The organism is Streptomyces sp. NPDC059224 (genome assembly GCF_042754285.1).
Taxonomy (GTDB): domain Bacteria; phylum Actinomycetota; class Actinomycetes; order Streptomycetales; family Streptomycetaceae; genus Streptomyces.
Window position 1 is genome coordinate 170,944 of sequence record NZ_JBHZAN010000023.1, and the last position, 18,462, is coordinate 189,405.

17 protein-coding genes and 1 pseudogene are annotated in these 18,462 nt (G+C 72.6%); 10 read left to right on the forward strand and 8 right to left on the reverse strand.

What is annotated here, in order from left to right; genetic code table 11:
- Positions 1 to 134: 134 nt before the first annotated feature.
- Positions 135 to 1,433: a DUF6986 family protein gene (locus ACFXI4_RS26015; protein WP_384995164.1), complete on the forward strand. Its 1,299-nt coding sequence runs from the start codon at positions 135 to 137 to the stop codon at positions 1,431 to 1,433.
- 15 nt (positions 1,434 to 1,448) lie between these two features.
- Here the strand turns inward: ACFXI4_RS26015 and ACFXI4_RS26020 are convergent, their stop codons facing one another.
- Positions 1,449 to 2,240, reverse strand: coding sequence for a hypothetical protein (locus tag ACFXI4_RS26020; RefSeq protein WP_384995166.1), 792 nt, complete (start codon positions 2,238 to 2,240; stop codon positions 1,449 to 1,451).
- A 7-nt stretch (positions 2,241 to 2,247) separates the two neighbouring features.
- The gene (locus tag ACFXI4_RS26025) at positions 2,248 to 3,297 is read right to left on the reverse strand and encodes a LacI family DNA-binding transcriptional regulator (protein ID WP_384995208.1); all 1,050 of its coding nucleotides are present in this window, start codon (positions 3,295 to 3,297) and stop codon (positions 2,248 to 2,250) included.
- Positions 3,298 to 3,518: 221 nt separating this feature from the next.
- On the opposite strand from ACFXI4_RS26025, the gene ACFXI4_RS26030 reads away from it, so the two are divergent.
- Positions 3,519 to 4,475 carry an ROK family protein gene (locus tag ACFXI4_RS26030; RefSeq protein ID WP_384995168.1) on the forward strand — a complete coding sequence of 319 codons (957 nt, stop codon included), beginning with the start codon at positions 3,519 to 3,521 and terminating at the stop codon, positions 4,473 to 4,475.
- Positions 4,476 to 4,559: 84 nt separating this feature from the next.
- On the opposite strand, the gene ACFXI4_RS26035 is transcribed toward ACFXI4_RS26030, so the two are convergent.
- Complete coding sequence (locus tag ACFXI4_RS26035) at positions 4,560 to 6,578, reverse strand: NPCBM/NEW2 domain-containing protein (RefSeq protein ID WP_384995171.1); 2,019 nt, start codon at positions 6,576 to 6,578, stop codon at positions 4,560 to 4,562.
- A gap of 396 nt (positions 6,579 to 6,974) precedes the next feature.
- Between ACFXI4_RS26035 and ACFXI4_RS26040 the strand changes: the two genes are divergently transcribed.
- The 3 genes from ACFXI4_RS26040 to ACFXI4_RS26050 all read left to right on the forward strand — a co-directional run bounded on the left by ACFXI4_RS26040 (position 6,975) and on the right by ACFXI4_RS26050 (position 8,857).
- Positions 6,975 to 7,172, forward strand: a complete 198-nt coding sequence (locus ACFXI4_RS26040; RefSeq protein WP_384995173.1) for a hypothetical protein — start codon at positions 6,975 to 6,977, stop codon at positions 7,170 to 7,172.
- Positions 7,173 to 7,316: 144 nt separating this feature from the next.
- Positions 7,317 to 8,357 (forward strand): NUDIX domain-containing protein, encoded by a 1,041-nt coding sequence (locus ACFXI4_RS26045; RefSeq protein ID WP_384995176.1) that lies wholly within the window; start codon positions 7,317 to 7,319, stop codon positions 8,355 to 8,357.
- 152 nt (positions 8,358 to 8,509) lie between these two features.
- Positions 8,510 to 8,857, forward strand: a complete 348-nt coding sequence (locus ACFXI4_RS26050; protein ID WP_384995178.1) for a hypothetical protein — start codon at positions 8,510 to 8,512, stop codon at positions 8,855 to 8,857.
- Here the strand turns inward: ACFXI4_RS26050 and ACFXI4_RS26055 are convergent.
- Both ACFXI4_RS26055 and ACFXI4_RS26060 read right to left on the reverse strand, forming a co-directional pair.
- A complete protein-coding gene (locus ACFXI4_RS26055; protein WP_384995181.1) occupies positions 8,839 to 9,561 on the reverse strand; it encodes an MBL fold metallo-hydrolase in 723 nt (240 codons plus the stop codon). The genes ACFXI4_RS26050 and ACFXI4_RS26055 overlap by 19 nt on opposite strands.
- 61 nt (positions 9,562 to 9,622) lie before the next feature.
- A complete protein-coding gene (locus ACFXI4_RS26060) occupies positions 9,623 to 10,978 on the reverse strand; it encodes a dipeptidase (RefSeq protein ID WP_384995183.1) in 1,356 nt (451 codons plus the stop codon).
- Positions 10,979 to 11,215: 237 nt separating this feature from the next.
- Between ACFXI4_RS26060 and ACFXI4_RS26065 the strand changes: the two genes are divergently transcribed.
- Positions 11,216 to 12,511: a geranylgeranyl reductase family protein gene (locus ACFXI4_RS26065; RefSeq protein WP_362718810.1), complete on the forward strand. Its 1,296-nt coding sequence runs from the start codon at positions 11,216 to 11,218 to the stop codon at positions 12,509 to 12,511.
- Here the strand turns inward: ACFXI4_RS26065 and ACFXI4_RS26070 are convergent.
- Positions 12,501 to 12,950 (reverse strand): nitroreductase family deazaflavin-dependent oxidoreductase, encoded by a 450-nt coding sequence (locus ACFXI4_RS26070; RefSeq protein WP_362718812.1) that lies wholly within the window; start codon positions 12,948 to 12,950, stop codon positions 12,501 to 12,503. The genes ACFXI4_RS26065 and ACFXI4_RS26070 overlap by 11 nt on opposite strands.
- A gap of 204 nt (positions 12,951 to 13,154) precedes the next feature.
- On the opposite strand from ACFXI4_RS26070, the gene ACFXI4_RS26075 reads away from it, so the two are divergent.
- A complete protein-coding gene (locus ACFXI4_RS26075) occupies positions 13,155 to 13,847 on the forward strand; it encodes a TetR/AcrR family transcriptional regulator (RefSeq protein WP_384995186.1) in 693 nt (230 codons plus the stop codon).
- A gap of 112 nt (positions 13,848 to 13,959) precedes the next feature.
- Here the strand turns inward: ACFXI4_RS26075 and ACFXI4_RS26080 are convergent, their stop codons facing one another.
- A complete protein-coding gene (locus ACFXI4_RS26080; protein ID WP_384995188.1) occupies positions 13,960 to 15,066 on the reverse strand; it encodes a medium chain dehydrogenase/reductase family protein in 1,107 nt (368 codons plus the stop codon).
- Between the two features lie 223 nt (positions 15,067 to 15,289).
- Between ACFXI4_RS26080 and ACFXI4_RS26085 the strand changes: the two genes are divergently transcribed.
- From ACFXI4_RS26085 to ACFXI4_RS26095, 3 genes are all read left to right on the forward strand, one after another.
- The gene (locus ACFXI4_RS26085; RefSeq protein WP_384995190.1) at positions 15,290 to 15,940 is read left to right on the forward strand and encodes a TetR/AcrR family transcriptional regulator; all 651 of its coding nucleotides are present in this window, start codon (positions 15,290 to 15,292) and stop codon (positions 15,938 to 15,940) included.
- Positions 15,941 to 16,114: 174 nt separating this feature from the next.
- A complete protein-coding gene (locus tag ACFXI4_RS26090) occupies positions 16,115 to 17,353 on the forward strand; it encodes a sensor histidine kinase (RefSeq protein WP_384995192.1) in 1,239 nt (412 codons plus the stop codon).
- Complete coding sequence (locus ACFXI4_RS26095; protein WP_362733115.1) at positions 17,350 to 18,015, forward strand: response regulator transcription factor; 666 nt, start codon at positions 17,350 to 17,352, stop codon at positions 18,013 to 18,015. The genes ACFXI4_RS26090 and ACFXI4_RS26095 overlap by 4 nt, the downstream gene beginning before the upstream one ends.
- On the opposite strand, the pseudogene ACFXI4_RS26100 reads toward ACFXI4_RS26095, so the two are convergent.
- Positions 17,976 to 18,217 (reverse strand): annotated as a pseudogene (locus tag ACFXI4_RS26100) (DUF6332 family protein). The gene ACFXI4_RS26095 and the pseudogene ACFXI4_RS26100 overlap by 40 nt on opposite strands.
- Positions 18,218 to 18,462: the final 245 nt, after the last annotated feature.

Here is an 18,462-nt window from a genome sequence, read left to right on the forward strand (position 1 = left end):
CCGAGTCACGCGTGAACATGCCCGGAGCGGGATGTGTCGCCCCGTGGACATGGTGTTGACCATCCCGAAGGGGCCCGGATAACTTCATTCAACGGATTGTTGATTCCGTACAGTGGAAAACAGGAGGGTGTGGGATGGGTCAGCAGGAGAAGGTGGCGACGAGTCTCGCGGGCGCCGTCAGCGAGGAGATCAGCGTCTCCCTCGCGCCGGTCGACGCCGAACTGGAGCGCCGCTACCCGGGCGACCCCGGCACCCGCCAGCCCGTCCACACCGTGTACGTCCCCGGTGACGCCTTCGCCGCCGACACCGTTCGCTCCTGGGGCGACCGGGCGCTGGCCGCGCTGGACGAACACGCCCCGGACGCCGCCTCCTTCGCCGCAGTCCTCGGTCTGTCCGAGGAACTCGCCGAGCCCGTCCACTCCCGGGTCCGCGCCAAACTGGAGCGCGAGCCGATCGAAGACCTGCGGGTCGACTTCGAGGACGGCTACGGACCCCGTCCCGACGCCGAGGAGGACGAGACGGCGGCCCGGGCGGCGCGGCTGATCGCCGAGGCGTACGCCGAGGGGACGGCGGCCCCGTACATGGGCATCCGGACGAAGTGCATGGAGGCCGCGGTGCGCGACCGGGGCATCCGCACCCTCGACATCTTCCTCACCGGGCTGATGGCGGCCGGCGGACTGCCCGCGGGTCTGGTGCTGACCCTGCCCAAGGTGACCTATCCCGAGCAGGTCACCGCGATGGTCCGGCTCCTGGAGGCCTTCGAGGAGGCGCACGGTCTGGAGACGGGCCGGATCGGCTTCGAGATCCAGATCGAGACCAGCCAGTCCATCCTCGCCACCGACGGCACCGCCACCGTCGCCCGGATGATCCAGGCCGCCGAGGGCCGCGCCACCGGACTGCACTACGGCACCTTCGACTACAGCGCCTGCCTCGGCGTCTCCGCCGCCTACCAGGCGAGCGACCACCCGGCGGCCGACCACGCCAAGGCGGTCATGCAGGTGGCGGCCGCAGGCACCGGCGTACGCGTGTCGGACGGTTCCACCAACGTGCTGCCGGTCGGCCCGACCGCGAAGGTGCACGACGCCTGGCGGCTGCACTACGGGCTCACCCGGCGCGCCCTGGCCCGCGCCTACTACCAGGGCTGGGACATGCACCCCGGTCACATCCCGACCCGGTACGCGGCCGTGTTCGCCTTCTACCGCGAGGGGTTCGAGCAGGCCGCCGCCCGGCTCGCCCGGTACGCCAACCGCACCGGTGGTGACGTCATGGACGAGCCCGCCACCGCCAAGGCCCTCGGTGGCTACCTGCTGCGCGGACTGGACTGCGGCGCCCTCGACATCGCCGAGGTGGCCCGGCTGACCGGTCTGACCCGGGCCGACCTGGAAGGCTTCGCGACACCCCGGCGCGGCGGTCTGACGGCCTCGGGCAACTGAGGCGCGGCGGCCGGGTCACCGAGGTGGTGACGACGAGCCGCTCTCAAGGCTCCCCGTCCGCTCGACCCGCAGGTACCGCTCCAGGCCCGACGGGACCGCCCACTTCCGCTCGGCGAACAGCCGGGTGCCCCGTCGGCACAGTTCGGCGTCGGCTCGCGCCCGCGCGCAGAACTCCTCGGGCGTGCCACCGAACAGTTTCCGCAACTCGGCCGACTCCCCGAGGAGTTCGGTCAGCAGGGCGCGCTCGCCGGGGTGGCGGCGGGGCGCTCCGGTGCCGTCGTGGAGGACGCCGTGCCGGTTGACGTAGGCATGGACGCCGGGCAGCGCGGTGCCGTCCGCGAGCGTGACTCGCACGTGGGGGGCGGGCAGCCAGGCCCGGCCGAAGTTGCCGCCCGGCAGCGCTACGCCCTCGCTCGCGTCGATCACCTCCAGCTGCGGGCGGTCCAGCCAGACGACGAACAACTCCCGTACCGACGTGGGGGAGCACAGCGGGGACGCCGAGACATAGCCGAGGCGGCTGATGTGCGCGGAAACACCCACGTCCAGGCCGCTCACCCGGGTGCGCACCATGGGGATCGGACCGCTCGTCCCGGACTCGGCCATCTTGTGCTGGAGTTGGGCGGGGGAGGCGTTGGAACCGACCGCGAGGACCGGCACCCGGCCGTCGTCGTGCACCAGCCGTTCCAGCGGCAGCAGCCGGTCGCCGTCGAGGAGCGCGGAGTCGGCGGGCCAGGTGCCGGGGTAGGCCAGCGGGTGGTCGCGCGGTGCCTGGTCGAGGCCCAGTTCCGCGAGCGTACGGCCGGTCATCCGCCGCTCACTCCGAGGGCGGCAGCTCGCCCGAGCCGCGGGTGACCAGCCGGGTCGGCAGCTCGATGCGCTCCGGCGCCAGCAGCGTGCCGTCCAGCTGGCGGAAGAGCCGCTCGGCGGCCGTGCGGCCGAGCAGGGCCGCGTCCTGGGCGACGACCGTGAGGCCCGGGTGCAGCAGATCGGCCAGCTCGATGTCGTCGAAGCCCACGAGCGCGACCGGGCGGGGCAGTTCGGCCAGCACCCGGATCACCGTGACGGTCACCCGGTTGTTGCCCGCGAAGACCGCGGTGACCCGGCCGGGCCCGGTCAGCATTTCCTCCGCCGCCCGGCGCACCCGCTCCGGGTCCGTCACGCCGAGCGAGGTCCAGGCCGGCTCGACGGATATCCCGGCGTCCTCCATCGCCGCCCGGTAGCCGCGCAGCCGCTCGGCCGCCGTGTGGATCCGGGGCATGTCACCGATGAAGCCGATCCGGCGGTGGCCGTGCGCGATCAGATGGGCGACCCCGTCCCGGGCGCCGCCGTAGCTGTCGGACAGCACCACGTCGGCGTCGATCTTCCCGGCCGGGCGGTCCACGAACACCGTGGCCACGCCCGCCCTGATCTCCGGCTCCAGATAGCGGTGGTCGTCGCCGGCCGGGATCACCACCAGCCCGTCCACCCGCCGCGCGCACAGCGCGAGCGCCAACTCCTGTTCCCGGTCCGCGTCCTCGGCGCTGGAGCCGTTGATCAGCAGCGCGCCGTGGGCCCTGGCCACCTCCTCCACGGCACGGCTGAGCGGGCCGTAGAACGGGTCGGCCAGGTCCTCCAGGACGAGACCGATGCTCGCGGTGCGGCCCTTGCGCAGCACCCGCGCGCTGTCGTTGCGGCGGAAGCCGAGCGCGTCGATCGCCTCCTGGACCCGGCGCTCGGTGTCCGGGGTCACCCCGGGCTCGCCGTTGACCACCCGGCTCACCGTCTTCAGGCCGACACCGGCGCGCGCAGCCACGTCCTTCATCGTCGGCCGGGTCCCGTAACGGGAGCCGGGAAGACGGTCTGCGCGGCGGGAGGTGTCGGGCACGATGCGGCGTCCTGTCCTGTCGTCCACGGTGGGATTCCTGTTGTCCACGGGGGATGCACAGGTCCATGGGTTTGTATGAGGATGTGGCGTCGAGCATAGAGCCTGGACAACGTTGTCAGATGCGAGGGAGACTGTCCACCGCAATCTCCGGCCCGCGACCCCACCGCTGGACGGCTGCCTTTCACTCGGCTACTCATGGTTGACGGGGAGATCTGACTCTGATGCACACCGACCTCGTGGCGGCCCTCGACATCGGCGGCACAAAGATCGCCGGCGCACTGGTGGACGGTCACGGACGGATCCAGGCGCGCTCCCAGCGTGCGACGCCCGCCCAGCAGGACGGCGAGACGGTCATGGGTGCCGTCGAGGAGGTGGTCGGCGAACTCGCCGGTTCACCCCTGTGGGGAAGGGCCGGCTCGCTCGGCATCGGCAGCGCGGGCCCGGTGGACGCCTCCGCCGGCACCGTGAGTCCGGTCAACGTGCCGGGCTGGCGGGACTTCCCGCTCGTCGAGCGGGTGCGGGCGGCCACCGGCGGGCTGCCGGTCGAACTGATCGGCGACGGCGTCGCCATCACGGCCGCCGAACACTGGCAGGGCGCGGCTCGCGGTCACGACAACGCGCTGTGCATGGTGGTGTCGACGGGCGTCGGCGGCGGCCTGGTGCTCGGCGGCAAGCTGCACCCCGGGCCGACCGGCAACGCGGGGCACATCGGCCACATCAGCGTCGACCTCGACGGGGACCCCTGCCCCTGCGGGTCACGCGGCTGCGTGGAACGCATCGCGAGCGGGCCCAACATCGCCCGGCGCGCCCTGGAGGGCGGCTGGCAGCCGGGGCCCGACGGCGACACCTCGGCCGCGGCGGTCGCGGACGCCGCCCGGACCGGTGACCCGGTCGCGGTGGCGTCCTTCGAGCGGGCCGCACAGGCGCTGGCGGCCGGGATCGCGGCCACCGCGACCCTGGTCGAGATCGACATCGCGGTGATCGGTGGCGGGGTGGGCAAGGCGGGGGACATCCTCTTCACGCCGTTGCGCAAGGCCCTCACCGACTACGCGACCCTCTCCTTCGTGCAGCGGCTGACGGTCGTGCCGGCCCAGATGGGCACGGACGCGGGTCTGGTGGGCGCCGCGGCGGCCGCCCTGGCACGACTGGGTACGGACGCGACGGCCGCGGGGGTCTGAGGCGGCCACGGGGCCCGGCGGTAACGTCCAGGCCCGGTCGGCCGGGGTTCAGGCCGGGCCGACCGGGCCGCTCGTGGACGGCCGTCAGCAGGTGATCCGCGCGGCCGCCCAGTCGCCGTGGTCGGAGGTGACGCCGTTCCCGCCGTCGGTGACGACGAGGCTGACCACCTCGGCGCCGCTGACGTCGGCGGTGAGCGGCTGAGCGGCCATCTCCGTGGTCAGCACGCCGGTGGAGGCGACCTTCGTGCCGTCCGCCCACACCTCGAAGGAGACGCTTCCGGCGGCGCCTTCCTCGTCGTCCACGCCGACCTCGGCGGTGACCCTCTCGCATGCCTTCCCGGTGTAGTAGTCGACCTGGCTCGGGGCATGGGCGCCGAGCCCCTTGGCGTACACCACCCCGGCGATGGTGATCGGATGCCCGTCGCCCGCGGCGGTCTCCCCGTTGCTGGTGTCGCGCTCCACGGGCCCCCAGCCGTTGTCGGCCGACAGCCAGGGAAGGTCGCTGAGATAGGAGCTTCCGGCGGGCGGCGGGTCCGCGACGGTCATGGTGATCGTCATCGTGGTCTCGGCGCGTGCTCCGGCCGGTGACCGGTAGGCGGCCCTGAGTTCGAGGTCGTACGACCCCTTCGGCGTCCCCGCGGGAGCGGTCACCCGCCAGCCGGTGCGCAGGGCGCGGCCCGTCGGCAGTGCCGTGGCCCGGGTCCGCGAGGTCGGCGTGAGGGTCCAGCCGCGGGGGCCGGTGAGCGCCACGGAGACCTTGCGTGCCGTCGTGCGGCCGAGGTCGGTGACCGAGGCGGTGAGTGCTGCCGTACTGCCCGGCTCGATGAACCGGCTGCCGTCCAGGCCGAGTTCGACGGCCGGCGGGTTGGCCGCCCAGTGCCGGTCGGCGGCGACCCGGACCAGGGCCGTGCCGTGCGCCGGGACGACCGCGGAGATGGTGCCCGCGGTGTTGTAGCTCCGGTGCTGCCACAGGTCGCGCAGGGTGTAGGCGGGCGCCTTCGGGAGGCCGACCGCCGCCGCGGTGGTCGCGATGCGCTGGGGAGAGCCGGACTCGTTGAAGAGGGCGACCGCGCGGCTGCCGTCCTTCATCTCCTTGGCGACGACCCAGCGTCCGCCCGCAGAGGAGAGCACCGTGCCCTGTTCGCCCAGCGGGTCCTGGTCGACGGCGATGACCTCCTTGTTGTCCAGGATGTCGAAGGTCGCCGGGGTGGCCTTGCGCAGGTCGGTGCCGATGAGCAGCGGGGCCGCCATCATCGACCACATCGAGAAGTGCGTGCGGTACTCGGTGTCGGTCATGCCGCCGTTGCCGACCTCCAGCATGTCCGGGTCGTTCCAGTGCCCGGGGCCCGCGTAGGGCGCGAGGGGCAGGTTCTGCTTCAGGATCGAGACCATCGAGCCCCAGCTGTCACTGATGTCCCCGGTGGTGCGCCACAGCTGACCGACGTCCGACGCCCACTCCCAGGGCTTGTTCTCGCCCCATTCGCAGATGCTGTAGACGATGGGCCGGCCGGTGGCCCTCAGCGCGTCCCGCATGGTGAGGTAGCGCTGCCTGGCGTCCACGCCCTGGTTGTTGCAGTTGTCGTACTTGAGGTAGTCGACACCCCAGTCGGCGAACTGCCGGGCGTCGCTGTACTCGTGGCCGAGGGCGCCGGGGAAGCCCGCGTCGTTGCAGGTCTTGGTGCCCGCGCTGGTGTAGATGCCGAGCTTGAGACCCTTGGCGTGCACGTAGTCGGCGACCGCCTTGATGCCGTGCGGGAACCGGGCCGGGTCCGGGACCAGCTTGCCGTCCGCGTCGCGGCTCGGCAGGGCCCAGCAGTCGTCGAGGTTGACGTACCGGTAGCCGGCGTCCTTGAGGCCCTTCGACACGAAGAGGTCCGCGATGCCCTCGACCATGGTCTCGTCGAAGTCCGCGCCGCAGTGCGTGGAGTTCCAGTTGTTGAAGCCCATCGGCGGGGTGAGGGCGAGACCGTCGGCCGGGGCGGCCGAGCCGGGGGCCCCGGCGCCGGCGGCCGCGGGCGCGGCGAGCCCCGCCGTACACAGAAGGGCCGCGGTCAGTGCTCCGACCACTCTTCGGCGGGTTGTGCGGGTGTGAGGGTGACGCATCGTTACGTTCCTCCGACTCGCGAAAGGTGGGATAGCGGTGGGTGGGCGTCATCGGTGCGCGCTTATGGTAGGAGCTGTTCGGCTGTGTTGGAAGGGAAGTGGTGAAGGTTGCTTTGCCGGCTCTACTGGCCTGGTTGTCCTGCTGGTTGAGGCGGAAAGGCTTTGATGTCCGTTGGGTTGTGTTGAATGGTGACGTCGCGAGAGACTGTGAGGTGCCTGAGGCCGGCCTGTGGGGTCTGCGGGGCGCCGCGGCGCCGGACATCCGATGTCCTGCCCAACGGGATCTGCTGCTCGGGCGGCCGAGGCGGCCGGCCGCGCCACTTCAGCTCCCGTGCCGCGTTGCTCCCCAGGTGGGTCCACCCGTGACCCCTGGCCGCCGGCGAAGTTGAAAGGGGCATGAAGAAGCGCAGCATGCTCGCCATCGCCAGCCTGGCCACCGGATTCGTCGTGGCCGCCATCACCCCGTCGCACGCCGCAACCGCCTCCGGCGGTCCGCTCGACGGCCTGTTCGTCTCGGACACCCTGGAGCACGTCGGCCACCTCGTGGGCGAGGACAGCCTGAAGGCCGATCAGGACTTCCTGGGCCGGCGGTAGTCCGGCGGGGCCGGAGCGGCCGACGGTGCCGGTGTTCCCCCAAGGGGCACCGGCACTCCGTTCTGCGCGCCCTCAACGGGAACTGGTTTCCGTGGCAGTGTGGAACGGGCAAGCCTCAGGGGGCCAACAGAAGAGGGGGAGTCCGTGATCGTCTGGGTCAACGGCGCGTTCGGTGCGGGCAAGAGCACCACCGCACGTGAACTGATCGAACTGATCCCGAACAGCACGCTCTTCGACCCCGAGGTCATCGGCGGGGCGCTGACACACCTGCTGCCGGCCAAGCAGCTCGCCGAGACCGGCGACTTCCAGGATCTGCCGATCTGGCGCCGGCTGGTGATCGACACCGCGGCGGCGATGCTGGCCGAGCTGGGCGGGACCCTGGTGGTTCCGATGACGTTGTTGCGCCAGGAGTACCGCGACGAGATCTTCGGCGGTCTCGCGGCCCGCCGGATCGCCGTCCGGCACCTGTGTCTCACCCCGGCCGAAACGATCCTGCGCGAGCGGATAGCCGGCCGGGAGATCCCGCCCGACCTGCAGGACGGCGAGATACGCGTCCGGCAGTGGTCCTACGACCGGATCGAGCCCTACCGCGCGGCCCTCGCCGCCTGGATCGGCGCCGACGCCCATCTCGTGGACACCAGCGCCCTCACCCCCTACGAGACGGCCGTGTACATCGCCGAGGCCGTCGGCACCGGTGCCGCGACCGCCTGCGAGATCGTGCAGACCCCGGAACCCACCGCCGAGACCCTCGCGGCCGGAGTGCTCCTCTTCGACGAGCGGGACCGTGTCCTGCTGGTCGACCCCACCTACAAGGCCGGCTGGGAGTTCCCCGGCGGTGTCGTCGAGCCCGGTGAGGCCCCCGCGCAGGCGGGCGTGCGCGAGGTCGAGGAGGAGACCGGGATACGGCTGGAGAAGGTGCCGAGACTGCTGGTCGTCGACTGGGAGCAGCCCGTACCGCCCCGCTACGGAGGCCTGCGGCTGCTCTTCGACGGCGGCCGGCTGGACTCCGCCGAGGCCGGGCGGCTGGTGCTGCCGGGGCCCGAACTGCGCGGCTGGCGCTTCGTCACCGAACAGGAGGCCGCGGAGCTGCTGCCCCCGGTGCGCTACGAACGGCTGCGCTGGGCGCTGCGGGCACGCGAGCGCGGTGCCGCGCTCTATCTGGAGGCCGGCGTTCCGGTCGGTTGACACTCTCTGATGAACCGTCAAACAGATTTGATCTTGCGTAAGTTGACGCATCCACGACCCTGTCCGGGGCTTGTGCAGGGGACATTGCGTGGGGCGGAAGGTTCCGAGGGACAACCGAGGGTGAATCGGCGCCGTCCCGTATGAACAGGAACGTGAAGGAGGTATACGGGCGTTCTGACGTCGGTGCGCGGCTCAACTTCCTCGCGGCCGCCGGCCGCCGTGCACAGGCCGGACATCCACCGCTCGAAGGAGGGACATGCGCGCGCACTCTTCGGCCCCCACAAGGGGACTCTCTTCCCGCCGGGCTCATCCTGGCGCTCGCCGCCTGCAGCAGCGGTGGCGGTGGTGGCGGCGAAAAGGGAACCTCGGCCGGTCCCGCCTCCCGCTCCAGCCAGGGCGAGGCGGACACCTGCAACTCCGGTGACACCAAGGCCGGCGGCACGTTCACCTACGTCATCGAGAAGAACATCCAGCCCCATGGTCACCACGGCGACCCGTAGGTGTCCGCGGATTTCCGCAGCGCCCCGCAGGCGCCCGCGGTCACCGGATCGCCGTGTCCGAAGCAGGCCACCTCCGCCCGCAGAGCAGCCAGCCGCCGGAAGGACGCGAGGGCTTGGTTCCGGTCGAGGTTGAACACCCCGGGCATCACCGAGCCGGTGTCCGGCGCGGCCGCCGCCGCGTCCCCGGTGAACAGCAGCTCTTGCGAGGGAAGATGCAGGGCGATACTGCCGTGGGTATGCCCCGGGACGTGCACGACGCGGGCGCCGCCGCCGAAGTCCAGGACGTCACCGTCGGACAACTCCGTCACCAGGCCCGGACGGGCCGGCTCACCGACGGGCAGCTGCTTCGCGGCCGCGGCGTGGACCGGCAGTTCCCACTCCTCGAACACCGGGGGCGGCCCCGGGAGGTCGCCCCGTATCACCGGCGCGTCCAGACGGTGGGCCAGCACCTCGGCGCCGCTGAGGGCGGCGAACTCGGCAGCCCCGCCGACGTGATCCTCGTGGAAATGGGTGAGGACGATCCGCCGTACCGACGAAGGGGACCGCCCCAGCGCGGTGAGCGCGTCGGCGACGGGCCTGCCGGAGCCGAGCGGGCCGGCGTCGATCAGGGTCGAGACGCCGGTGTCCGGGTCGTGCCACAGGTAGGCCTGGCCGACGGGGAAGCGCAGCAGGTGCAGCCGGGGGAACAGCTCGATGACGTCCATGTCCCGACCGTAGGAGGACCCCCGTCCGCGGACGAGGGTCCTCTGCCGAGGGCAGAGCGGTTCAGCCCGCCGCGTAGTTCCGCAGGAACAGCGCCTCCGCCACCGACAGGCGCTCCAGCTCCTCGGGCGACACGCTCTCGTCGACCGCGTGGATCTGCGCCTCCGGCTCGCTCAGCCCGATCAGCAGGATCTCGGCGTCCGGGTACAGGCTCGCCAGGGTGTTGCACAGCGGGATGGAGCCGCCCTGGCCGGCGTACTGCATCGTCTCGCCCGGATAGGCGACCGACATCGCGTCGGCCATCGCCTGGTACGCCGGGCTGGTGGTGTCGGCGCGGAACGCCTGGCCCTGGCCGACCGCCTCGGTCCGCACCCGGGCACCCCACGGCGTGTGCGCCTCCAGGTGGGCCTGGAGCAGCTTGCTCGCCTCGGCCGCGTCCACGCCCGGCGGCACCCGCAGGCTGACCAGGGCACGGGCGCTCGCCTGGACCGACGGGGTGGCGCCGACCACCGGCGGGCAGTCGATGCCGAGCACCGTGACCGCCGGACGCGCCCAGATGCGGTCCGCGACCGAGCCGTCACCGATCAGGCCGACGCCGTCCAGCACCTTGGCGTCCGTGCGGAACTGCTCCTCGGCGTACTCCAGCCCCTCCCAGCCCGACTCCGGCGCGAGCCCGTCGACCGTCGTCGAACCGTCCTCGGCGCGCAGCGAGTCCAGTACCCGGATCAGCGCGGCAAGCGCGTCCGGGGCGGCACCGCCGAACTGCCCGGAGTGCAGATTGCCCTGGAGGGTGTCGATCTGGACCCGGAGCATGGCCATGCCGCGCAGGGTCGTGGTCACCGTGGGCAGGCCGACACGGAAGTTGCCCGCGTCGCCGATCACGATCGTGTCCGCTGTCAGCAGGCCGGGGTGCTGTTCGGCGTACCGCTCCAGACCGCCGGTGCCCATCTCCTCCGAGCCCTCGGCGATCACCTTGACGTGGACCGGGACGCCACCGTTCGCCTTCAGCGCCCGCAGCGCGAGCAGGTGCATGATCACGCCGCCCTTGCAGTCGGCGGCACCGCGTCCGTACCAGCGGCCGTCCCGCTCGGTCAGCTCGAAGGGCGGGCTGGTCCAGGCGGCCTCGTCCAGCGGCGGCTGCACATCGTAGTGCGCGTACAGCAGGACCGTTTTGGCACCCTCCGGCCCAGGCAGGTAGCCGTACACCGACTGGGTGCCGTCCGGGGTGTCCAGCACGGCGACGTCCACGAAGTCCTCGGCGCGCAGCGCGTCGGCGACCCAGTTCGCGGCGCCCTCGCTCTCGCTCCTCGGGAACTGGGCGAAGTCCGCCACCGACTTGAAGGCCACCAGCTCGGCGAGCTCCGCCCTCGCCCTGGGCAGCAGGGCGGCGACGGTCTCGGCGACCGGATTGGACGACATGGGCACGCTCCTCGTGGGTGCGACGTTGAACTGGTGAGTGGAGTGATCCTCCCACAGCGGCCTGCGGCGATCTCCGCCGTAGGATGCGGGGGGACAGGTGATGGGTGCCCGGCTGCGGACGGGCAGGTCCCGGCCCGCGGGCCGGGACGGCGCCCACGGCCTGACCACGGCCCCTACGGCCGGACACGGCATACGGCTTTTACGGCTTCTACGGCTTGATCGGAGCAGCGGACCATCGTGAGCGGTGAGAATTCCTCGGCGGACGACATGCAGCGGGTGTGGGACGTCGTCGTGGTGGGCGCGGGACCCGCAGGGGCCTCGGCGGCCTACGCGGCGGCGGTCGCGGGACGGCGCGTGCTGTTGCTGGAGAAAGCCGAGCTGCCCCGGTACAAGACCTGCGGCGGCGGCATCATCGGACCCTCGCGCGACTCGCTCCCGCCCGGCTTCGAGCTGCCCCTCAAGGACCGGGTGCACGCGGTCACCTTCTCCAACAACGGCCGGTTCACCCGCACCCGCCGTTCCAAGCAGATGATGTTCGGGCTGATCAACCGGCCCGAGTTCGACCAGCAGCTGGTCGAGCACGCCCAGAAGGCGGGTGCCGAACTGCGCACCGGCGCCGCCGTGCAGCGCGTCGAGCAGCACGGCTCGGCCGTCCCCGACCGGCGCACGGTCGCCGTGGTCCTCCAGGGCGGCGAGACCGTGCTGGCCCACGCGGTGGTCGGTGCCGACGGCAGTGCGAGCCGGATAGGCGCCCACGTCGGCGTGAAGGTCGACCAGGTGGACCTCGGCCTGGAGGCGGAGATCCCGGTGCCGGAGACGGTCGCCGAGGACTGGAAGGGGCGGGTGCTCATCGACTGGGGCCCGATGCCCGGCAGTTACGGCTGGGTCTTCCCCAAGGGCGACACCCTGACCGTCGGCGTGATCTCGGCACGGGGCGAAGGCGCGGCGACCAAGCGCTACTTGGAGGACTTCATCGCCCGGCTCGGCCTCGCCGGCTTCGAACCGAGCATCTCCTCAGGCCACCTGACCCGCTGCCGCGCCGACGACTCACCGCTGTCGCGGGGCCGGGTGCTCGTGTGCGGTGACGCGGCGGGCCTGCTGGAGCCGTGGACCCGCGAGGGCATCTCCTTCGCGCTGCGCTCCGGACGGCTCGCGGGGGAGTGGGCGGTGCGCATCGCCGAGGCCCACGACGCCGTGGACACCCGCCGTCAGGCGCTGAACTACGCCTTCGCCGTCAAGGCCGGCCTCGGCGTCGAGATGAGCGTCGGCAAGCGGATGCTGGCGGTGTTCGAGCGCAGGCCCGGCCTGTTCCACGCGGCCCTGACCGGCTTCCGCCCCGCCTGGCGCGCATTCAAGGAGATCACCCAGGGCCGGACCTCGCTCGGCGAACTCGTCCGCTCCCACCCGCTGGCCCAGCGCGCCCTCACCACACTGGCTCCGGAGCCGGTCGCCGCGCAGCGGGCCGCCGACGCCGAGGCGGACGAGACGGACGACGTGGACGACCCGAACACGGAGGGCTCGGTCACTTCGTGACGGCGATCCGGAAGACCGGGTGGTCCGGTGCGATGCGGCGCAGGTCGGCGTCCGGAGAGTCGGGGCCGACCCCGTTGAAGAAGACGCCGACCTCGGCCTTCCAGCGCTTCAGGTAGGCCCGCAGCAGCTCGACCTTGTCGTCGTCGGCGACCTCCGTGGCGGTGAAGACGTCCACGTTCTTGCCGAGCCGCAGTTCGCCGCCGCCGGCGGCGCGCATGTTGTGGGTCCACTGGACGTGGCCGCGCGGCGCGAGCAGATACTGCTGTCCGTCCACCGTCAGCAGGTTCACGGGGGTGGTCCGCCACTCCCCGCTCTTGCGTCCGCGGACGGCGAGCACGCGGGAGCCCCAGATGCTGATGCCGCGCCCGGTGAGCGAGGCCACGGCCCGGTTGAAGACCTTGACGGTGAACCAGCCGGGCTTCTGAACATGTGTCGACACGGTGACCCCCACCATTTGGGAGAGCGGTGCTCTCGCTTGACTTCAGTGTGGGGGAGATCGGCGATCCAAAGCAAGAGCAGTGCTCTCTTTTTTGTGCGGTGCACTTCTTTGGGATCGGTGCACTGAAGGAGGTGCGGTGCTCCAGTTCGAGTGCACTGCTCCAAAATGTGTGCACCGCTCTGCCCGCGTGGCAGACTGCTCTCCATGACCACCGCACAGGGCGCCCGCGCGCGAGCCAGGATGGAAGTCACCGCGGCCATCAAGGACGAGGCGCGCCGACAGCTCGCGGCCGAGGGCGCGGCCAAACTGTCGCTGCGGGCCGTCGCGCGCGAACTCGGCATGGTGTCCTCGGCGCTCTACCGCTACTTCCCGAGCCGCGACGACCTGCTCACCGCGCTGATCATCGACGCGTACGACTCCCTCGGCGAGGCCGCCGAGACCGCGCACGCCGCCGACGCCGACGCCGCCCCCGCGCAGCGCTGGGTCACGGTCTGCGAGGCGGTGCGCGGCTGGGCGCTGGCCCACCCCCACGAGTACGCGCTGATCTACGGCTCGCCGGTGCCCGGTTACTCGGCGCCGGACACCACCATCCAGCCGGCCGCCCGGGTCGCCCTCGTCCTGATCGGCATCCTGCTCGACGCGTTCGAGCGACGGGGTCTGGCCCGCACCCCCGTGCCCGCCGAACTCGCGCCCGAGGCCCGCCGGATGGCCGACGAACTCATGCCGGGCCTGCCGCCCGAGGTGGCCGTGGCCATGGCCGCGGCGTGGGCGCAGCTGTTCGGGCTGGTCGGCTTCGAACTGTTCGGCCAGTTCAAGGGGGTCGTGGAGGACCGTGACCGGTTCTTCCGGCATGCGGCCGCGCAGCTCGCCCACGGGGTGGGCCTGGTCTTCCCGTAGCCCGTCCTGCGGCAACCCGTCTTGCCGCGGCGGGCTCCGGCGATCCGGGTGAAGACCGGTCGCCGGGCCGGCGCCGTCCCGGTGTCGGCACCCGTCCCGGTGCAGGCGGCCGTCACCGGGCCTCGGCGGCCGACGTTCCGGCGCCGGTGTCCGGGACGAGTACGATCTTGCCCGCGACCGTCCCCGACTCGGCGAGCCGCAGGGCCTCCGCGGCCCGGGTGAGGGGCATCCGGGCGGCGATGCGGGCGGTGACCTCGCCGCGCTGGAGGGCCTCGAACACCTGGGTGAGGTCGGCGCTCAGCCGGGCCCGGAAGCGGTTCTTGCCGAGGGCGCGGCCCTCCCAGACGTTGAAGAAGCAGGCGTGCCGGCCGTTGGGCAGCGCGTTCCACAGCCACACCCGGCCGAGGATCTTCAGGACGGGCAGTTGCTTGGAGCCCGAGTCGTCCCGGGTGGTGGCGCTGCCGTAGGCGACGAGGGTGCCGGCCCGGGCGAGGAGATTCCAGGAGTCGACGACGCTGCGGCCGCCGAGGTGGTCGAAGACGGCGTCGACACCACCGGGGGCCAGTTCGCGGACCCGGGCGGGGACGTCCTCGGCACGGTAGTCGACCGGGGTGACGCCCATCTCCCGCAGCGCGTCGTGGTGGCGGGCGGAGGCCGTGCCGATGACGCGCAGGCCCGCGGCGCGCGCGAGCTGGACGAGGACCGTGCCGACCCCGCCGTTGGCGCCGTGCACCAGGATCGTGCCGCCCTGCCGCACCCTGGCCTTGCGATGGAGCATCTGCCAGGCCGTGATGCCGTTGACGACCAGCGTCTCGGCCTCCGCCGCCCCGACCCCGGCCGGCACCTCCACGGCGTCGGCCGCGTCGAGTACGACGTGACTGGCCCAGCCGCCCACCTTGACCAGGGACGCCACCCGCTTGCCGACGAGGCCGGGCGTGACTGCCTCGCCGGCCGTGAGCACGGTGCCGACCAGGTCGTAGCCGGGGACGAAGGGGAACGGCGGCTGGTCGTAGTAGCGGCCGCGGCGCATCTGCTGCTCCGCGAAGGAGACGCCGGTGGCCTCCACGCGTACGACGATCTGGCCGGCGCCCGGGGCCGGGATCTGCCGGTGCCGGATCTGCAGGCCTTCGGGCTCCACGATGCCCGGCAGGACGACCTCGACGAGCTCGGTGCCGATGGTGGTGCCCTGCTGGGGTGCGGTGTTTGCGGCGTTTTCCATCACGACCTCCATGACGATCTCCCTGAAGACGCAGTCGCAAGCGGGAGGGGTGCCTGCTTGCGTTAGAAGCTATAACTAAAATGATTGGTCATAGCTTGGGTGTCAAGCTCTCGCGAAATGGGTGGTGCTAGTTTCCGTTAGAGGTGATCCCTGAAGTGATAGGTTGAAACGGCCGGAACAGCCCCGAAGCGCACACGTCAGCAGCGAGAGGAGCGTGCAGGTCATGGCGGCAGAAGCAGTGAGCCCCCGCGAGCGGTACCGGAGCCAGGTGCGGGCCGACATCAAGGCGCACGCCTGGAAACAGATCGCGAAGTCCGGCGCGTCGGGCCTGTCCCTGAACGCGATCGCCAAGGAGCTGGGCATGAGCGGCCCCGCCCTCTACCGCTACTTCGGCAGCCGCGACGAGCTGATCACCGAGCTGATCCGGGACGCCTACCGGGGCCTTGCCGAGACCTTCCGCGCCGCGGCCGGCTCCCGGGCCGGCATCGAAGGCCTCGCGCACGTTCTGCGCCGCTGGGCGCTCGACGACCCCCAGCGGTACTTCCTCGTCTACGGCACGCCGGTGCCCGGCTACCACGCGCCCGACGACATCACCGCCATCGCCCAGGAGATCATGGCCGCACTGCTCGACGTGTGCGCCGCGGCCGAGCCCGAGGCACCGGCCTCCGCGGGCTTCACGGCCCACCTCGCCCAGCACCGCGAGTGGGCCGGGGGCCACCCCGCGTCGCCGGGGGTGCTGCGCAGGGCGCTGGCGTTCTGGACCCGGATGCACGGTGTGCTCTCGCTGGAACTCGCCGGGCAGTTCACGGGCATGGGGTTCGATCCGGAGCGGCTCTTCGACGCCGAGGTCGCCGAACTGACGGACGGCCGCTGACCGCGACTCCTGACCGCACGGTTCCTGACCGCACGGCTCCTGTCCGTGCGGCCGCTGACCGCACCGCACGGCCTCCCGCCGCACCGCACGCGGCTCCCTACTCCGCGGGGAGTACGTGTGATCACCTCGCCGGGCTGACGCTCGTGCGGGCGGGTGCCGTCTAGCGTGGCGGGCATGGACGAGCGGCGGGAACGGGGGCGCGGCCCCGCGCAGTGGTGGCACCACGGCCCCCCGTGGTGGCACCACGAGGGCGAGGGCACGGGCGAGCCGCCGCGCGGCCGGCTCCCATGGCGCACCACCCTCCCGCTCACCGTGCTGGTCCTGGCCGGCTCGAACCTCGCCGCCCACGGGCAGCCGCACCGCGAGCCCCTGGACGGGTACGCCCGGCTGCTGCTGCTGGCCGCCTGCGCGCTGCTGCTGTGGCGGCACCGGCACCCGGTGCCCGTGGTGTTCGGCACGGCGGTGCTCGCCCTCGGCTACCTGGCGGCCGGCTACCCCTACGGCCCGGTCTTCGCGGCCGTGGCCGTCGCCTGCTTCAGCGCCGTCGTCGCCGGGCGCCGCCGGGCCGCCTGGGCGGCCGTCGGGATGCTGTGGGGCGGCCACCTGCTGATCTCGCTCTGGCTGTACCGCAGGCTGCCCCCACCGGGTGACACGGGGGCAAGCGCGGGCCAGGAGGTGATCGTCGCCACCTGGGTGCTGATCGTCCTCTTCGTGGCGGAGCTGGTCCGGCTGCGGCGTGAGCAGTGGGCGCGGGAGCGGGCCGACCGCGCTCAGGCGGCCCGGCGGCGGGCGGACGCGGAACGGCTGCGGATCGCCCGCGAACTGCACGACGTACTGGCGCACAGCATCTCCGTCATCAACGTCCAGGCGAGCATGGGCCTGGCGCTCCTGGACGCCGACCCCGAGCAGGCCCGGGCCGCGCTCACCACCATCAAGGCCGCCAGCAGGGAGGCGCTCGGCGAGGTGCGTCAGGTCCTGGACACCCTGCGCGCCCCGGGAGACGCGCCGCGAACGCCCGCTCCCGGCCTCGGGCGGCTGCCGGAACTGGTCGAACAGGCGGCGAGCGCAGGGCTCACGGTGACCGTGGAGGGGGAGCCGCCCCGGCTGCCGCCCGGCGCCGATCTGGCCGCCTTCCGGATCGTCCAGGAGGCGCTCACCAACGTCGTACGGCACTCGGGTTCCCGGCACGCGCGCGTGCGGCTCGGACGCGGGGGCGGGGGCGGGGAGCTGCGGTTGCGGATCGACGACGACGGTCCGGCGACCGGCGCGGACGCGGGCGGCAGCGGGAACGGCCTGGCCGGGATGCGGGAACGGGCGGCCGCCCTCGGTGGCACGATCGAGGCGGGGCCACGCGCCGACGGCGGCTTCCGGGTCCTGGCCGTGCTGCCCCTGACCGACCGGGAGGACCGATGATCCGGGTACTGCTCGCCGACGACCAGTCGCTGGTGCGGGCCGGGTTCCGGGCGTTGCTCGACGCGCAGCCGGACGTCGAGGTGGCCGGGGAGGCGGCGGACGGCGAGGAGGCGCTGCGCAAGGTGCGCGAACTGCGCCCCGACGTCGTCCTCATGGACATCCGCATGCCACGGCTGGACGGCCTGGCCGCGACTCGCCGGATCACCGGTGAGCGGGAGCTGACGGACGTCAAGGTGGTGATGCTGACGACGTTCGAACTGGACGAGTACGTCTTCGAGGCGATCCGCTCCGGCGCCTCCGGGTTCCTGGTGAAGGACACCGAGCCGGAAGAACTCGTGCGCGCCGTCCGGGCGGTGGTGGGCGGGGACGCGCTGCTGTCGCCGGGGGTGACGCGCCGGCTGATCGCGGAGTTCGCGGCCCGCTCCAAGGAGCCGGCCGCCGCCGGCGCGCTGGCCCGGCTCACGGACCGGGAGAGGGAGGTGATGGCCCTGGTCGGCATGGGCCTGTCGAACGACGAGATCGCCCGCCGCCTGGTGGTCAGCCCGCTCACCGCCAAGACCCATGTGAGCCGCACGATGGTCAAGCTGGGCGCCCGCGACCGGGCCCAACTGGTCGTCCTGGCCTACGAGTCGGGGCTGGTGCGGCCCGGCTGGCTGGGCTGAGGGGAGGGCCGGAAGCGGACCGGCACGCTGACCTCCCGGGCGAAGAACAGCACGACGGCCGGCACCGCGCCCACCGGCGGCAGCGTCCGTTCGAGACCGGTGGACAGGCCGAAGAGCAGGGCCGGCCCCGCCACCGCTCCGAAGATCACCAGCGCCGCGAACACACCGCGCCGCACGGCGCGTATCCGGTCTCGACCGTGATCGCGTCCCGCTCGGCCTGACCGCGCCGTCCCCCGTGACCCGTCGTCCAGGCGGTGTCACAGGCGTGGGGGGGGGGGGGGGGGCGCCGCCGCCGGGGGGGGGGCCGGGGGTGGGGGGGGGGGGGGGGGGGGGGGCCCCCCCCCCCCCCCCCCGCGACCGTGGGGGACCTGCTACGCCTCTGACTGCGGCGGCTGTAGGGCTCGGGCGGACATGCGGTGAGTGAGGGCATGCGCGCCGGCGAACGCC

Coding starts and splice junctions, on each gene's coding strand:
- ACFXI4_RS26020 (WP_384995166.1), bottom strand. CDS start 2,240: ATGACCGGCCGTACGCTCGCGGAACTGGGCCTCGACCAGGCACCGCGC.
- ACFXI4_RS26030 (WP_384995168.1), top strand. CDS start 3,519: ATGCACACCGACCTCGTGGCGGCCCTCGACATCGGCGGCACAAAGATC.
- ACFXI4_RS26035 (WP_384995171.1), bottom strand. CDS start 6,578: ATGCGTCACCCTCACACCCGCACAACCCGCCGAAGAGTGGTCGGAGCA.
- ACFXI4_RS26085 (WP_384995190.1), top strand. CDS start 15,290: ATGGCGGCAGAAGCAGTGAGCCCCCGCGAGCGGTACCGGAGCCAGGTG.
- ACFXI4_RS26075 (WP_384995186.1), top strand. CDS start 13,155: ATGACCACCGCACAGGGCGCCCGCGCGCGAGCCAGGATGGAAGTCACC.
- ACFXI4_RS26095 (WP_362733115.1), top strand. CDS start 17,350: ATGATCCGGGTACTGCTCGCCGACGACCAGTCGCTGGTGCGGGCCGGG.
- ACFXI4_RS26080 (WP_384995188.1), bottom strand. CDS start 15,066: ATGGAAAACGCCGCAAACACCGCACCCCAGCAGGGCACCACCATCGGC.
- ACFXI4_RS26015 (WP_384995164.1), top strand. CDS start 135: ATGGGTCAGCAGGAGAAGGTGGCGACGAGTCTCGCGGGCGCCGTCAGC.
- ACFXI4_RS26055 (WP_384995181.1), bottom strand. CDS start 9,561: ATGGACGTCATCGAGCTGTTCCCCCGGCTGCACCTGCTGCGCTTCCCC.
- ACFXI4_RS26090 (WP_384995192.1), top strand. CDS start 16,115: ATGGACGAGCGGCGGGAACGGGGGCGCGGCCCCGCGCAGTGGTGGCAC.
- ACFXI4_RS26040 (WP_384995173.1), top strand. CDS start 6,975: ATGAAGAAGCGCAGCATGCTCGCCATCGCCAGCCTGGCCACCGGATTC.
- ACFXI4_RS26060 (WP_384995183.1), bottom strand. CDS start 10,978: ATGTCGTCCAATCCGGTCGCCGAGACCGTCGCCGCCCTGCTGCCCAGG.